Origin of the sequence: Vibrio sp. S234-5 (assembly GCF_000960595.1) — a bacterium.
Classification (GTDB): domain Bacteria; phylum Pseudomonadota; class Gammaproteobacteria; order Enterobacterales; family Vibrionaceae; genus Vibrio.
This window is the reverse complement of record NZ_JZAM01000016.1, coordinates 1-539: the sequence shown is the minus strand read 5'-3', so window position 1 is coordinate 539 and position 539 is coordinate 1. Positions and strand designations below refer to the sequence as shown.

The following is a 539-nucleotide window of genomic DNA, read 5'->3' as shown; positions in this document are numbered from 1 at the left end:
GCGTAGTGCCAGCCCATTGAATAGGGGAATGAGCATTGGAATAAATTGTCGTAACGGCTGGTCAGCTTCTTGATCGCTCGCGCTAAATCGTCTCGTTGCTCATCGCTGAGTTCGCTCATGCGACGAATGTGCGTTTTCGGCAGCAACATGGTTTCGAACGGCCAAGCAGCCCAGTAAGGCACCACCGCCAACCAGTGTTCGGTTTCCACCACGATGCGTGAGCCGTCTTTGAGTTCCGCTTGTACGTAATCCACCAGCAAGTTGCTGCCGTGTTCTTGGTAGTAGGCTTTTAGGTTGTGCTCTTTACGCTCGATTTCATTTGGTAAGAAGCTGTTCGCCCAGATTTGACCGTGCGGATGAGGCTGAGAACAGCCCATGGTTTCACCTTTGTTTTCGAACGCCTGAACCCAAACGTACTCTTTGCCTAGCTCTTCAATTTGTTCGTTCCATGTATCTATCACGCCACGAATTTTATCCACTGGCAGCTCCGGTAAGGTTTTGCTGTGATCTGGCGAGAAGCAAATCACTCGGCTCAAACC

Annotated in this window: 1 protein-coding gene; it reads right to left on the bottom strand. The window is 50.6% G+C overall.

Translation table 11 applies throughout. The annotated features are described in order from the left end of the window. Window positions 1–539 (bottom strand): galactose-1-phosphate uridylyltransferase (galT, locus tag UF06_RS00065; protein ID WP_045568614.1); only part of this gene is annotated, 539 nt, incomplete at both ends.